Raw genomic sequence first — 15264 nt, 5'->3', positions numbered from 1 at the left:
GCCTCCCCGTTCCCCCGAATGCTTCATCATATTTATTATAACGGCTGGGGCGTCCGGAGGCTATGGTCAGATATGTGAAAATTTGTATATAATTGTTCTCATAAAGCCCGGTTTTGCAGGGGTGTCTGTGCAGATTTAAGGCTGCTCCTGAGCAGGCGGGGATTATGTTTATCATATTTAACACATGCTACAGCATATTTGAAAATTGCCCGGCCTCCGCCCCATACCAGGAAAAAATGGGACGGAGGCCATGAAGGGAAGCAGCCTAAGCATTATTCTGCAAGGAGGAAATCAGGGCGGGCGGATTCATCATATGGAAGGTGTATTCTTTTCCGCCTTCTTCCTTGGAACGGGTAATTACGGTCGCTGTTTTCACAGCCGCATCGTAAAATGCTTCCGGCGTAATATCGGGGTCTACCCCGGCGCAGAGCGCATACACACCGGCTATATAAGGCACGGTCCAGCTCCAGCCGCCGTCGGCATAATATACATAGGTATCTCCCGACATGTCCGCCGTAGTCCTGCCGTCCATGGGAACAAGAATGCTTTTTTCAAACATTTCAGCACTTTCCCATTGCCAGCTTCCCAGCGTATAGGTGTCCGGGGAATCCGGATCCCCCAGCGGATCCAGCTTCCCAAGCCCTGCAAAGGGCGCATCCGTCCCATAAGCCTCAAAGAAATCATAATTCATCTCCGTAGATGTAGTAATCACGAATATACCCTCGTCACTGGCATGGTGAATGGCATCCAGCATTACCTGAAGCTCTGCGTCCACCTCTTCATTCCCCGTAAAATTATAGCCTCTTGAGATAGCGATAACACGGATTTTCCCGTTTTCCGGCAGAGTGCGGTTCACCTCTATTACACGCTCAATAACGCGGGCGTATTCCTTCCAGGCCACGTTCCCATCGTCTTCCCTGTCCCAGCTTTTCACATTATCCATACCCCAGAAATACAGGGTGGCATCCGGCGCCACACCGCAGGTTTTGCCTACGGAAATCGAAGCCAGCGCCGCACCGTGCATGGAACCGGACTGGTTCGGAACCACATGCATTTCTTCATAAAGAGCCAGATTGGAAGCATATTCCGGGTGCCCGGTATAAAGGACCTGATCAATAATTGCTATCCCCACTCCTTTTCCTGTAATTCCCTGTTCATGGAGGGACTCCACGCCCAATCCCGGAGACTTGCCCTTCTCCAGAATCAGCTGCGCCGGAAACTCCTTCTCAAGCTCCTTGGGAAAAACAGTTTCTTCATTATAAGTGATGTTGGGTATACATCCCGCAAGACGGTCTTTCTGTGTCTGTTTCATCTTACTGCCATCATACCAGCGGATATCGGCAAAATTCTCCTCCAACTCTATGTATCGGTTTTTATAGTATTCCATCATATCCGATGCGGCTTCCGCCTGACGGGCGATCCCGGTCCCATCCTTGGTCAAGCTGTCCGTAAAGGCTGGCGCCTCCTTTCCGTGGGAGCCCTCCGCATTTTCTGTGCCGCCACAGGCGGCGCAGAGAGACAGTATACAAATCAGGCAGGTCATTTTTATAAATCGTTTCATGTCTTTCCTCCAATCAGCTTAATCTTGTGATATTCTGCAATATCGGTTTTTATTGTAATATTATGTTATGGCATGGATTCGTTCTACTTAAGTAGAATATATTTCCATACTACTCTAATAGAATAGAAATGTCAACGGATTCCGGCAAATATTCCGGGTAATGTAACATTGCCATAACGGTTTGATTATTTTAATTGCTTTACCTGCTTTTTGGCTCCTGTTTTTCAGTTTTTGCACAGAAAAAGGCTCCGTACATTTCCACAATGCACGGAGCCGGTCGGGTCTTATCTACACTTTTTCTATACTTCTTATCTATACATCTTATTTGTTCATTTTACCTGATCATTTACATCTTCCAAAAGCATCTCTTCCACAATCCGCGCCGCTTCCGCCACGATATGGCTGCAGGGACGGGTGGCATAATACGCAGCGGTCCGCTGGGAAGGCCTGGCACTTTCCGTTACAGACGCCGGCATCCCGAGAAGCTCACGGCAGATAATACTGCCCCTTTTTTCACGAAAAGCATCGCTCATTTTCCGGACGATTTCATAGGAACGCGTTTTGGCTTCTTCATCGGAAGGATCCGTATTCCCCATTTTCAGCCCTGACAGCATCGCCATGGCGGAAACCGTTCCACAAACCTCACGCATACGCCCGACGCCCGCTCCCATAGGGCAGGCCAGCTTAAGCGCCGTCTCCCTGTCCATCCCGAACAGGTCCGCATAAGCGGCAAAGACGGACTGCGCACAGTTAAACCCTGATTCAAACAGCATAACCGCATCCTGCACTCTGCTTTCCATTTCCGTTCCCATCCTTATTTATTCTTACCGCAGCACTTCTTATACTTCTTTCCGCTGCCGCAGGGACAGGGATCATTGGGATAAACCTTTTTATCCTTTACGATAGTTGTGGAAGACTTCTGCTCCTTGTAAAGCGCTTTTCTCGTCTCCTCATCAAAAATATCGTTCCACTCTTCCAGCTCATACAGCCAGTCAGCGCCGGCCGCAACCATATTTTTATAAAGAAGGGCCTTATCGAATCCCAGGTTTACCTCGGTATCCTCTTCCATCTCCTCGATAGGGTTGGATTCCACCAGACTTTCGTCGATTCCGTCCAGGAAGCCGGTCATCGTCATGATATCCACATCATACTTTTCAGCCAGTTCCTTTACAGTTCCCTTAACCACCTCGTCAGGGTTCTTTAAAAGCTGGGCGTAAATCTCTTTTTCCTTTTCAAAATAAGCAGCCCAGAGCCTCTGCAAATCTCCCTTGTTGGCCGTTTCGGAATAAGCCATTGATCTCCACTGTTCTAATAATGCCATTTCTTATCACCTCATCCGTGTATTTTCACCGGTTATATCCGGCTCACTTTATTCAGCACCTTCCAATACGGAACATACTGCTGCAGGATTTACCGCATATTTTCCTTGCTTTCGCTCAGAATAGAAATAGTATATAACAAAATTCCCATAAAGTCCAGCCAGACTTCCCATGCCGCGCGACATATACAGGAAAGTTCCATATGATTTCTTTTAAAAGATAAACAGTGGCTTTGATTGTTATTTTAAAGCCGCCGCCTTTACTTCGCGCCGTTACAGATCTAATGGCAGGCAACGGTTTTACGTGCTATTGCGTCAGTACCTTTTTTCGTTTGCCATGCGCTGTAACGAAGAATAACAAAACCCATACAAGGCAATGTGCTGACAAAACTGTTATGTTTATCCATATATCCTGCATTTTCCCGGTCAGTAAGTCCATTAATCCATAAAAGCTTGCGCTGGACGGCAGCAGATACGATAAGGCATGTGTAATACTGCCCATGGGGACAGCCAGATAAAATAAAACAGGCGGGGCAAGGAACAAAATCATTACAATCTTGATATATACAATGCCTGCCATAAGGCCATTTGAAAAGTGTCCTATAAACAACCCGGCTAACGCGGCAATAAACGCTGACAAGGCAATCATTAACAGCAGCGGCAGAATCCCGCTGACAGTAATTTTCATACAGACGAGGGCTGTTATAATCGCAGATAAAATACCGCCAAAAAATCCTAACGTGATTTTTTGAAACATATACTCCCATTTTGCCATAGGCAAAACTTCGTTGATAAAGGCAATGCCGTCCTCCTTTTCGCTGATTATGCTCATGGCGTTAAAGGTGCAGCCCATGAACATAGCCGTAACCATTGTAATTACTATCAACAGGGATTTAAGACCGTCGTTGTTGTCCTCAGCAGGGATAATAGTTGTTTGAGATAAAGCCATGTTTTCCCTTTCCGCGTAAAGCTGAGGGAGTGTGTTGCCAATCACTGTATTTACTTGCAGCTCGTCGCCTGACAGCAGCGTTTTAATCCCATTCCTGTCTTGCAGTACGCCAATCGCTTGTGTCGCAGGGTCATTGACAGCATTTTCCAAAGATACCATATCGGGGAATACTGTAACGCTGCCGTTTGTCTGCAACCATTCTATTGTGTCACTCGTGAGGTCATTTTCCAAAATGCAAAATGCTGTTTCGCCCAAAGATGAAAGGCTCACCCCAGAAAGCAGACTGATAACAAATCCAACAATAACAGGCAGCAAAAAGGAGAGAATACACATTTTGTCCCGCCGGATATTTTTAAGCTGATACCTTAATCCTTTCATGTTATCCCTCCTTTGCCATTTCACAGACAAGCACACGGCGTACAAGCAGGAACAACGCTATCATTGTCAGTCCGCAAATTGTATAGTAAATGCCATTTGCAGCCGATACACCCCAATACGCATTTTTCATTGCCATAAACAGAGGATACATGGGGTAATACTTTATCCAATCCCAGGCAATCCCCGTCTGTCCCGCAAGAAATACGGGAGTTGTAATGAAAACCGCCAAAACAAGATACAGTAAAGAAAATTGCCTGAAACCGGGCAGCAGCATCGCGCAAAAAAACCCTGCCAATGCCATAAACATGGACAAAATACCCGTTTGTAGTAAAACGTGCGGCAACACGGACAGCCCCACCGGAATGCCTAAATTTATGACAGTCAAAAGTGTTGCAAATACAAGGTCGGACAGCAGAAACAGACCTAACTTCGAGGCGATAAACGCCGTTTTGCCCACAGGCAGCACCCCGTGGACGCGGATAAGCCCCATTTGTTTTTCTTTGAACAGCAGGGAAGCAAGTCCCAAGAAGCCCACCGCCGTTAATTCAAAAAACAGAAATTCACAAGTGATTTCCCTGCGGTTTTTCATTTCCTTGTTATCCTGTCCGATTATCTCTGCCGCAGTATGCAATTTGGGGGACAGCAAAAAGTTTGCATATACGGCACGGTATCTGTCCGTACTGTCTATGCCAGATGAAACCATAATAATTTCCGGCGTTCCATTGGAAGCGTCAATGCCGACGGCATAGCCGTCCCTGCTTTCTGCCTGCAATTTCTCTATACTGTCAACTTCTGTTATTTCAGCGGACGCTGTACTTTGCGTATGGAGCGGATCATAGAGATACACCAGATATATGTTCTGATCCAGGTTTATATAGACAAAATTAATGTAACACGAATACAGAATGAGGGAGCCAAGCGCAAGCAGGAAAAACCTGCCTGATAACATCAGTTTAAAGTCCTTTTTCAGCAAAGCAAGAAACCCTCTCCACATTATGTCAACCCCCTCCCTGTATACTGGATAAACATATCTTCAAGCGTCGGTTCTTTGGAGTGAATACTGATGATCTCGTCATACGGGAACGGAATACCCGCCTTCAGCTCTGGCATTTCAATGACTGCTGTACCGTGCTTTCCCTGATATACATAATTAATTTCGACTTGATGATTGCTGTTTTCTTCTTTTAACTTTTTCGGCGTGTCGATTGCCTTTATTTCACCGTCAGCGATAAAAGCTACCCTGTCACAAAGCAAATCCGCATCCATCATGTTATGAGTAGTCAGGAAAACCGTTGTGCCTTTTTTCCGTTCTTCCTCAATGATACCCCGGAACAGTACCGCGCCCTGCGGGTCAAGTCCGCTTGTCGGTTCATCTAAAAACAAAAGCTGCGGATTGTTCAGTAACGCCCGTGCCATGCTAACACGCTGCCGCATTCCTTTGGAGCAGAAAGATACAGGCTTTTTTAAGAAGTCCTTTTTAAACTCCAACAGCTCCAACAGTTCATTTATGTCGCGCCGGCTGTCTGCTGGATAAAATGAAGCAAAATAGTGCAGATTGTCGAGTGCGCTTAAATTCGTGTAGAGATATGGAAATTCAAACAGCACACCGATTTTCTCCCGAAAGTTCTTTTGCTGAGACCCCAAAGCCTTACCGAAAAGGCGGACATTTCCCCCATATCCTTGTAGAATGCCCGTCAAAATTTTCTGTGTGGTAGACTTTCCGGAACCATTCGGGCCTAAAAATCCGAATATCTCACCGTCAGCTACGGAAAAGGTCAATCCATGCAGGGTTTGTTTTTGTTTCTGGTATGAGAAAGTTAAATTTTCAACCTCAATCATTCTTCATCACCCCATTTGTCTTTTCGCTTATCTTTTTGTTCTTTCTGGCGTTTGCTCCACCAATTCATAAATTTAACTTTGAACGGAAGAGAGATTGCCGCCACCACGATAATAATCAGCCACCAATACCATTCCAATCCTAAAAACATATCCTTTTCCTCCTATCTGTTTTAATAAGGTCAGTCTATGAAAATGCGGTGAAATCGAAGTGTGGCGGCTGTGAAATCGGTGTGAAATAAAAATGCCCTGCTTCATTTAAGAGCAAGGCGTTTCCTCGTTTCGGCTTTATGCAATTATGGAGAAATCAAAATAAAATTCAACACCGTTTGGTTTGTTTTCAACACCATAGTCCGTTTCACACATGGACAGGATTTGAGCGACGATAGAAAGGCCAAGGCCGGAGCTGTTAAAGGTGTTATTTTGTGAGGACTTTCCGCGGTAAAATTTCTCCCAAATCATTGGAATATCCTGCGGCGGTATCTGTTCCCCTTGATTGAAGATTGAAAACCGCAATTTACTTTCCCTCCGGATAACAGATAAATGAATTTCACCGCTATCACAAACATGGTTTTTTGCGTTTTGTATCAAGTTATTAAGGACCTGCTCCATGCGGTATTTATCGGCATAAATAAAGGCTTTTTCGTCCGGCAGTTCATAAGTAAAACGGTAATTTGCATTTGGTGTGTCTATCAGTAAACGTCCGGCCACGGTTTCGGCCAGCTCTATAAAGTCAAAGCGTTCCTCTGACAGCTTTGCGGCCCCCGCTTCCAATGCAGACAAATCAAGCAGGGAAACTATCATAGTATTCATGCGGTCTGTTGCAGATAAGATAACCTCCATGTAATGCTGTTTTTTCTGTTCATCGGTTTCCTCTTTCAGCCCCTCAACATAGGCGCGGATAAGGCCAAGCGGCGTTTTCATTTCATGGGATAAGCTGTCAACCAATTCTTTTCTCTGCGTCAATAGTAAATGCTGCTTTGTCGCTTCTTTTTCAAGCTGCTTATTGGCTGCTTCCAGTTTTTCAAGAGCTTCCCCCAGCTTAGAAAACATTGTATTCAGGTTTTGTGAAAGCTCTCCAAATTCATCCTCCGCGTCTATATTGCAATGCGCTGAAAAATCTAACTTTGCCATTTGCCTCGCCGTGCGGTTGATTTCATCGAGCGGCTTTGAAATAAAATGCCCCAGCATAGCGTCCACGCCGATGATAACCGCCACCAATAGCCCAAACCAAATAACAAAGGCTATGCTTCGATTGGTTGGTAATTCCGATGTGAAAACATAAAAAAAGACGATAATGCCGCCCGCTAATTTTGAAAGCAGCAGCACTTTTTTCCGAACCGTATTCAATCCAAACCACGCATTTATCTTTTTCATCATCATACCTCAAACTTGTAGCCGGAACGTATCAACGTAACGATATGATGCCCCTGCGCACCAAGCTTTTGCCGCAGAGTCTTGATGTGTGTATCCACTGTCCGGGTATTTCCCCCGAAATCATATCCCCAAATACGGTTTAACAGTTGTTCGCGGGAAAACACTTGATTTTTATTCTGCATGAAAAAACGCAATAGCTCAAACTCCTTATAGGTTAAATCAATATCGTCGCCCGCTGCAATAACGCTGTGTGAAGCCGTTGCTAAAGTCAGATCGCCGACAGTTAAGGTTTCCTGGGTATTTTCAGACGAGGAACGGCGTAGTAAGGCATTGACCTTTGCTAACAGCACCTTGGGGCTAAACGGCTTTGTCATATAATCATCGGCGCCGTAATCATAGCCCTTTAACTTGTCATCCTCCCCCTCCTTTGCCGTAAGAAAAATGATAGGGAAATTATACATTTCTCTCGCTATCTTACAGACAGAAAAGCCGTCCAGGTGCGGCATCATAATATCTAAAATCGCCAAATCCACGGGATTGTTTTTCAAAATCGTAACAGCGTCAATGCCATCGTCTGCCGTAATGCAGGAATGGCCGCCACGCTTCATGTACTCCACAATAATATCCTGCATATTTTTTTCATCTTCTGCAATCAAAATAGTAGCCATACAAATTTACTCCTTTCCTCTGAAAGATTCATTTCGTTGCCCGTCAGCGGGTCTTTCCGCGTCTTTTGGTATCAGGCATATATGGCTGATACGCTCAATAACCGGTATTCTGTTATCCTCGGCAGAGCTTCTGGACGCATCGTTCTGAAATACCCCATTTTATCGCAGCTTCCGGGGCAGTTGTATAATCCATATACTAATTGTCATTTCTGTTTTATATCGCCAATTATATACGGACTGTCGAACAAAATCAATAAAACTGATATGAACAATATGCTTTATTACTGTCAATGTTTTAATATGTGTAATCACATCCCCAAACAAAGATGAACGGCAAAATGCAGCAAATTTTGCCCCTACCGAATGGCATGAGTACCTAAAAAAGCGGCGTTCCTTATCTTTCATGGGAAAGTAAGAAACGCCGCCTGTCTGGTGGTGTGTTGTGCTTTTTAAATTATTTGATGATGTGCCACACCATTTCTGACGGTGGTTTAAGGTTATTTTCAAAAGGATTTCGACGGCAAACTTCCATTAATCATGACGGTTTCTGCGTCCGAATAAGCTGAATATCCTCAGGCAGACAGGAAACCACTTTATCCGCCTGCGTTTCAACTTCCAGACAGTTCTGTCGCGCCGAATAGCGGAAGGAAACCGGGCCATAATATGTCGGGATATTTTGTACTTCAAAATCTTCCTTCAGCCAGCTTTCCGGTATCCCGGAACCAATCAGCAGCGTCCCGTCATCTTCACGAATAAGACAGTCCCTTAAAAGAAGGAATACTTCCGCAGCAGTCCATCCATGAGGGGTTACATAATTAATGTCATCCCAGCCTCTTGTCCGCTGCCAAAGCTGCGCCGAATTTTCGTCATTTTCCCCTTCGTGATAGGTATATAGTCCTGGTGCGGTATGGGTGGATAAAAACATTTCAATAGATACCCATGCCCTGTCTTTTCTGCCTGTCAGCAGCTGGTTATGAGCCTGGCCGGCTTCGAAGTACGTCCATAACGGTTCCGGATGGTGCACTCCCCCGGGACATCTTACGTTTTCCCAAAATTCATCAAATTTATCAAGAATTTCCTTATCTGCAACAGAAGCCCAGCCCGCAGGCCAGAAAGCACAGTTTACATCCCTGTCATTCTGCCCGAAAATCTGGGAAGATTTCCTTTTGATTGCAGCTTTCAGCTTTTCGGCCGCAGCCTTCCATTTTTTCGCTTCTTCCCCATACCCGGCTGCTTCGGCACAAAGTGCAGCTCTGCTAAGCCCAAGATAGGCAAAGGAGTTTACCCAGATTATTGGATAATGATTATCCATCCTGCCCTGTATCAGCCCTTCCGCCGCAGGAAGACACATCATATCAAGGTTTGGTTCCAGCATCATCTGCGGAGTAGTGAATTCTGTATGAATCTTTACCGGTTTATCGGTTTCCAGCATACGAAGCAAAAATTCCGCCTTTTTTCTTATGTGGGGATACATATCCTCCAGGTATTCCTGATCCCGTGTCAACAGATAATGTTCTGACAGAATCCATATGATTTCTCCGGGAGCATCTCCCTCCGATCCAAAGCCACCAAATGCATACTTTTGAGCAATTCCCCTGCAGGACGCCTCCGAAAATTCGTGCATTCCTCCTTTGTTCAGCGCATTCACCACATATGCTCCGTCACGAAGCCACCAGAGTGGATAGGAAACAGGAGAAATGCGCGGATCATCATGAACCGTAAACATATACAAATGCACCAGCTGGCAGTAAAATGCATCCGTAAATCTCTTATCCGGCAACTGCAAGCCTATTTTAAGTTTCTTTTTCCAGAAAGTGAGCAGGCGCTCTTTTGTCTCTTCCCAATGGATTTCTTCCGTATAGGAAAGATTCTTTCCAACCATCCAGTGTCCCGCATGCAGCCTGCACATAAAATCATAAATGCCGCTTTCCCCCGGCTTCAGGCAGTATGAATAGACAAGTACACCGCTGGCCCAGCCGGAAGCATCCTCTGTTTCCCATTGTCCGGGAAGCTGTCCTTTTTTCAGATAGCAGGAAATATCTTTTCCAGTTTTTGCATAACTCACCGTTCGGAACTGTTCCGGCTCTTTTCCCATAACAAACACAGGAGCACCGTTTATTTTGACGCAGTGGGTACTGCTTTTCAAGCTGTGAATGGCTCCTCCTGCTGCCCCGAAGGAACGAATAGGGATAAACAAACTGCCCTGTGCCGTTTCCTCGCTGGAATTCGTTAACTCAATCCTGTAATAGTCCCTGATATCACTGATTTGCGTATCTCCCTCTGTAAAAAGACGGGAAGTCACCCGTACCTTCCCGCATTTAAAACAGGACGTCAATACCGGCAGATGACCTGCTTCAAATTTCCATTCCAAATCCGTAAGAGGCATATTTTCCGGGGCATACAGAACCCCATCCTCATATATCCAGGAAGATATGCCATAAGTACCAGGACCAGGGGAAAAAGAATTTCCCGGTTCCACAGGTGTCTTGAAAGCGTCCAGTGTTCCGGGAACGCCCAATATTACATGAGTATCGCTTCGGTTCCATATCCAATCCGGATGCTTTTCTTTCATTTCTGCCATTGACGCATGTTCAAGCATCTTATATTTCATCTCAGACTTCCTCCTATATCACTTCCAAATCATTTACGGTACCTATAAAAGGGTATGGCTGATGCGGTTCACTTTGATACCAATAGGCCACAGAAGCAATATCATCCTGCAAAGGCAGATATCTTCCCTCCGAACGCCAGCCCAATCCCTGTACTGTTACCTTCAGTTCCTCTTCAAAACGGATCGGATCCGGCACATGGAACCGGTACATTCCAAATCTTGTATTTCCCTTCAGGAAGCCATCCGGTTTAATTACCTGGTGAAAGCCCAGAAATGCCGAAGTATAATCCCCATACTGAGAATTATTTCCCTCAAAAGCCCACGCTCCGCCAAAATAATCTTCTGTTCCTGTTCCACAAATCGTAGGGAATTCCTTATCGCCATCCATATAGAACTTCATTTCTCCTTCTCCCCACCAGCCATTGCTATTGGTCTGCCATGCCAGATACGTTCCTACATACTGTCCTTTACCTTTTACCCCATCCAGAATTGTATGCACGTCCATATATTTAAGAGGATTGCTTCTTCTCCACTGGGCATGAAAATACGCAGCATTATCCGGCACTTCGGCCAGAGAATAATCTATCTGGAAAAAGAATTGCGGAATATCCCTGCTTCCGATGTTCTCCACAGTAATCCTGGCCCGTTTTCTGAATGGCATCGGCCAATAGCTGTTCATACCCCCTGCAGTCATTACAGCCACTGGCAGCGCGTTTACAATCGTTCTTTCGCACCAACCGCAGCAATAAAAATCCCCAAGCGGACACTCCACGGACGGCGTTTCTTCCTCATCCCAGGTAATCCGGAGAATAATGCTCCTCCATAATTCAGGCGCACAGGTCATCCACATGTGCTGTATCCATCCAGGTCCATCAATCTCTGCCAGGACAAAGGAGCTTTTTGCTCCCAGAAAAATTGCAGGCGAAACTTTCCAGCCCTGCCCCAGTTCACGCGCACAGGACGCACCCACGCCTTCCAACGCTTTTCCGCCCATTCCTTTTTCCCCTGTAAAATTTTCTGCGCTGATGGAACGCGATTTTGCATCAGACATAAGTGCAATATTTCCCAGTCCCATCCCTATATTGTTTAATTCCATAGTTATATCCTCTCATTTCCATTTAATCAGTTTTCAGCCCTTAATTCCTCCGGCAAATATATCCGGAACTATGTATTTGGAAAGACTTGCATAAATTATCAAAGTAGGTACCGATATAATTAATGCTCCTACCATTATTGTTCCCCATGGTGTCTCAAACATCTGTCCCTGAATTCCTGCCAATGCCACCGGGAAGGTCAGCTTTGATTCCGTACTGAGAACAATAAACGGCCAAAAATAATCATTCCACGTAGTAATAAATCCATTAATATACACTGTTATCATCATCGGCCGAATCAGTGGAAGCGCTACCAGCCAGTAAGAACGAAAGCTTCCCGCACCGTCCATCCTGGATGCCTCCAGTAATTCATCCGGAACGGAATACATGGCCTGACGAAATAAGAATACACCAAATGCCCCGGCCATTGCAGGAAGAATAATAGCCAGATAAGTGTCTGTAAGCCGCAGTCTGGACATTTCCAGAAACTGGGGAATATAACCTGCTGTTGAAGGTATCAGCATGGTTCCCAATACAGCCCCAAATAAAATTTTATCTCCCCGAAACCGAAACTTTGCAAAAGCGTACCCTGCCAGAGAATTAAAGAAAAGCTGCAGCACTGGTATAATAACCGCAAGCAGAAAACTGTTCAGTATATTTCGGACAAAACAGGGAAAGTAAACCGGCAGGCGCTGGAAATTTTCCAGTGTAAAAAGATTGGGAATCAGACTTGGAGGATAGGTGAATATTTCCGAAACCGGCTTGAAAGCCGAAACAAGATTCCAATAGAAAGGAAACAAGGAAATTGCGGCTATTGCTCCCAGCAAAATACCAATAACCCAATTATGTATTTTTCTTTTTTTATTCATCATTTCACCTCCCTGTCTTCCCGAAACAGTTTGAACTGCAGCACGGCAAAAACCGTTGTTATTACAGCTACGATCAATGACATCGCCGCTCCATATCCATATTTCAGATTCGCAAATCCTTCTGAATAAATATAAATTGCAGAGGTCCGGCACGCACCCAAAGGCCCGCCGTTTCCTAAAGCTGCCCCAGCCTTGTTAAACAGCAGAAACGGCTCCTGAAAAATATTCCAGCCTGCAATGGTCCCGGAAAATGCCTGAAAAAGCAGTATCGGAAGCATGGACGGGAGCGTAATATAAAACTGTTTTTGAAAATATCCCGCGCCTTCCAATCTCGCATATTCATACAAAGATTGATCGATTCCCATCATACCGGCCAGCGTATACACCACGTAATACCCCATGCCTCTCCAGATAATAAGTATAATCGTGGAGATTTTTGCCCAGACAGGATCCGTAAGCCATGACACACCATTTATCCCCAAAGCATTTAAAAGGAAATTCAGAATACCGAAATTTTCGTCGAACATCAGCTGGAAGATCAGTATAACCGCTACCAAGTTCGTTACTGTTGGGAGGTAAAAGACACCGGACAGCATACCGCGCAGCCGGGGTGCCATGCTTACCATAAATGATGCGATGATAAACGCAATTACCAGTTGCACAGGAAGTGTACAAACCCAAAATATTGCCGTATTTTTCAAACTGTCCCAAAAGATAGGGTCCTTCAGGGCATCGCAATAATTTTGTAAACCTACAAATGTAAAATCTGAGCCGAACCGCACATCAAATACGGATAGCCACAGAGAATAAAGCTGAGGGAACAGCTGAAATGCAATGTATGTGAGAAAGAAGGGCGCAATAAAAAGATAGGGAACGCGGCTTTTTTTTATGCCGCTGTGTTTTTTTGCTGTACTCATATTTCTTTTCCTCGATTTGAGAGACGGACAGCAGGTGACAGGCCTGCCGTCCCAAAATTAAAATTCCTTATTCCAGTTTCAGCTTTGTTTTGATCTCTTCCTCCGCACTGCTTAAAGCGGTATCTGCGTCCATTTTTCCAAGCCACCACTGCTCATAATATCGCTGCCAGATGGAATCCGCTTCGGAAGAATCCGCAAAGAAGGGAGGAACATAGGTGGAATTGGAAAAAGCCTGTGTAGCCAGTTTCCAATATGCCTGATCCTTGGCAAAAAATTCATGCGGCTGATTTACATATTCATTTTCCAGCGCTGCATTGCTTACCACGGAAACCCCTAATTCTTTCAAACCGATTTCCAGAGAGCCTTTCTCGTCCAGCGTCCATGCTTTGCACCATTCAAAAGCGGCGTCCACATTTTTTGTCTGAGAACTGATAAAGCAGGCGGTGGAGCCGAAATTAGGGTACCTGTCTCCGCCCTCTTCTACCGCAGGAAAAGGTGTAAAATACCATTTGCCCAGAGTATCCGGAGCCTGCTGGATGAGGGTCTGTACAAACCAGGTGCCGTTTCCATAGCAGGCAACTGTTCCGTCCTTCATACTCTGATACCAGGGCGCGCTCCAGTCATCAATGGGCGCGCTGATTTTTGCGTCTCTGATCTCTTGGAGAAGGGAAAGGGCATCTTTGTAGTTCTGGGAATTGATTGCTACCTTATGATCCGAATTCAGTATCTGCGCCCCATATTGCTGGAAAATAGTCATATCCAACGGAACTCCCACCTTATTTTTCGGTGCATTGAACCACATTACCTCGCCGTTGCTTTCTTCCACCACTTTTTTGCCGGCCTCCAGCCATTTATCCCAGGTAGTCAGTTCTTCCGGGTTAATTCCGTATTTTTCCAGAACGTCATATCGGTAGAACATTCCGCCTGCCGGGCTGTTTGCAGGAATTCCCCAAATCTTTCCTTCATAGGTAACCATGTCCCATGCCACCTGAGGAAGACAATCTTTATAGGGCTCCACCAAATCTGTAATATCCCTGATAGCATTTTGAGCTACAAGCCGCGGAATATCTTCATTTCCCAGCTTGAAACCATCCGGCAGTCCATTTCCTGTTGCAGCCGCCACAGTCAATTTGGAGACTTCATCTTCTCTGGCCATAGTCTGGCCATTGACCGTAACCCCAGATGCTTCCTTTACATAATCCTCAATTTTCTTATTAAACTCAGGCAAATCCCATCCCCATACCACTATGGTCTGACCTTCGGCCTTACGGGACATTACACTATTGTTTTCCTGAGAAGAAGCTTCTTCTGAACTGCTGTCCCCGCTCTTTTCTGACTGTACGGTATCTTTCTGCGTTTCGGCAGCTTCGGATATCACAGCAGCATTTTCCTGCGCTCCTCCTGTATCCGCTGATTCCGAACTTTTCCCTGTTGCGCCGCAGCCCACAGTCAAACCGGCTGCCAATATACATGCACATACAATCCCCAACACTTTTCTTAACATATACATACCTCCCGTTAAAATTTAAAAACTGGAAGTACAGGACTTCTTTTCCATAACTTCTATACATATTATGGTAAATATGTTAGAATACTCTCGTAGTTGATTTGTTATGGCATATCCACATCCTGTGCCAGCAGGTGTGGGTATGTTTTTTATAAGACAGTTTATTTTATTACTGCCTT

General features: G+C 45.3%; 14 protein-coding genes. All 14 read right to left on the bottom strand.

Translation table 11 applies throughout. The features are described 5' to 3' along the window. Positions 1–265: 265 nt before the first annotated feature. Positions 266–1561, bottom strand: a complete 1296-nt coding sequence (locus DXC51_RS21165) for a S8 family serine peptidase (protein WP_117545360.1) — start codon at positions 1559–1561, stop codon at positions 266–268. Between the two features lie 329 nt (positions 1562–1890). Beyond that, a complete protein-coding gene (locus tag DXC51_RS21160; protein WP_102290348.1) occupies positions 1891–2361 on the bottom strand; it encodes a C-GCAxxG-C-C family protein in 471 nt (156 codons plus the stop codon). 14 nt (positions 2362–2375) lie between these two features. Further along, positions 2376–2882, bottom strand: a complete 507-nt coding sequence (locus tag DXC51_RS21155) for an SEC-C metal-binding domain-containing protein (protein ID WP_021637336.1) — start codon at positions 2880–2882, stop codon at positions 2376–2378. A gap of 304 nt (positions 2883–3186) precedes the next feature. Then, the gene (locus tag DXC51_RS21150; protein ID WP_117545359.1) at positions 3187–4206 is read right to left on the bottom strand and encodes an ABC transporter permease; all 1020 of its coding nucleotides are present in this window, start codon (positions 4204–4206) and stop codon (positions 3187–3189) included. 1 nt (position 4207) lies between these two features. Next, positions 4208–5200, bottom strand: coding sequence for an ABC transporter permease (locus DXC51_RS21145; RefSeq protein WP_117545358.1), 993 nt, complete (start codon positions 5198–5200; stop codon positions 4208–4210). Continuing rightward, a complete protein-coding gene (locus DXC51_RS21140) occupies positions 5200–6045 on the bottom strand; it encodes an ABC transporter ATP-binding protein (RefSeq protein ID WP_117545357.1) in 846 nt (281 codons plus the stop codon). Before DXC51_RS21140 ends, DXC51_RS21145 begins: the two co-directional genes overlap by 1 nt. Next, positions 6042–6194, bottom strand: coding sequence for a hypothetical protein (locus tag DXC51_RS29635; RefSeq protein WP_181970152.1), 153 nt, complete (start codon positions 6192–6194; stop codon positions 6042–6044). Before DXC51_RS29635 ends, DXC51_RS21140 begins: the two co-directional genes overlap by 4 nt. Positions 6195–6330: 136 nt before the next feature. Beyond that, positions 6331–7425: a HAMP domain-containing sensor histidine kinase gene (locus tag DXC51_RS21135; protein WP_117545356.1), complete on the bottom strand. Its 1095-nt coding sequence runs from the start codon at positions 7423–7425 to the stop codon at positions 6331–6333. Then, positions 7422–8087, bottom strand: a complete 666-nt coding sequence (locus DXC51_RS21130; RefSeq protein WP_102289654.1) for a response regulator transcription factor — start codon at positions 8085–8087, stop codon at positions 7422–7424. Before DXC51_RS21130 ends, DXC51_RS21135 begins: the two co-directional genes overlap by 4 nt. Before the next feature lie 535 nt (positions 8088–8622). Beyond that, complete coding sequence (locus tag DXC51_RS21120; protein ID WP_021637328.1) at positions 8623–10698, bottom strand: hypothetical protein; 2076 nt, start codon at positions 10696–10698, stop codon at positions 8623–8625. 13 nt (positions 10699–10711) lie between these two features. After that, positions 10712–11794, bottom strand: coding sequence for a glycoside hydrolase family 172 protein (locus tag DXC51_RS21115; protein WP_021637327.1), 1083 nt, complete (start codon positions 11792–11794; stop codon positions 10712–10714). Between the two features lie 33 nt (positions 11795–11827). Further along, entirely contained in the window at positions 11828–12664 is an 837-nt protein-coding gene (locus DXC51_RS21110; RefSeq protein ID WP_044916360.1) for a carbohydrate ABC transporter permease, read from the bottom strand. Continuing rightward, on the bottom strand, positions 12661–13578 hold the full coding sequence (locus DXC51_RS21105) for a carbohydrate ABC transporter permease (RefSeq protein WP_117545355.1): 918 nt from the start codon (positions 13576–13578) through the stop codon (positions 12661–12663). Before DXC51_RS21105 ends, DXC51_RS21110 begins: the two co-directional genes overlap by 4 nt. 67 nt (positions 13579–13645) lie before the next feature. Beyond that, positions 13646–15082, bottom strand: coding sequence for an ABC transporter substrate-binding protein (locus DXC51_RS21100; protein ID WP_025491273.1), 1437 nt, complete (start codon positions 15080–15082; stop codon positions 13646–13648). Positions 15083–15264 lie beyond the last annotated feature (182 nt).

It is taken from the genome of Eisenbergiella massiliensis (genome assembly GCF_003435485.1).
This window is presented reverse-complemented; position numbering and strand designations above follow the sequence as displayed.